The organism is Ensifer sp. ENS02 (genome assembly GCF_014851885.1).
GTDB lineage: Bacteria > Pseudomonadota > Alphaproteobacteria > Rhizobiales > Rhizobiaceae > Ensifer > Ensifer adhaerens.
Map to the genome: position 1 here is coordinate 1 of NZ_JACVAO010000096.1, position 255 is coordinate 255.

The following is a 255-nucleotide window of genomic DNA, read 5'->3' on the forward strand; positions in this document are numbered from 1 at the left end:
GGGGTGGCCGCTGGAACGGCGGCGACATGGACATCGAATGCAACAACTGCTGCAACAACATCAACGGCAAGGTGAAGTGGAACGACGTCGACTGGAAGAATGTCGATCGCAGCAAGATCAACTTCAATCGTGACCAGCTTCAGCATTTCGACCGAAACAGCATCAAGAACAACATCAAGGCGAACGGCAACAACAACCTGCGCAACCGCGCCGCCGAGATCAATCGCGACCGGCCGAACGCACGGCCCGGCGGAG

The 255-nt window shown here is 57.6% G+C and carries 1 pseudogene; it reads left to right on the plus strand.

Features of this window, described 5'->3' with window-relative positions:
* A pseudogene (locus IB262_RS35600) lies at nt 1–255 on the plus strand (DUF3300 domain-containing protein); the annotation flags it as partial.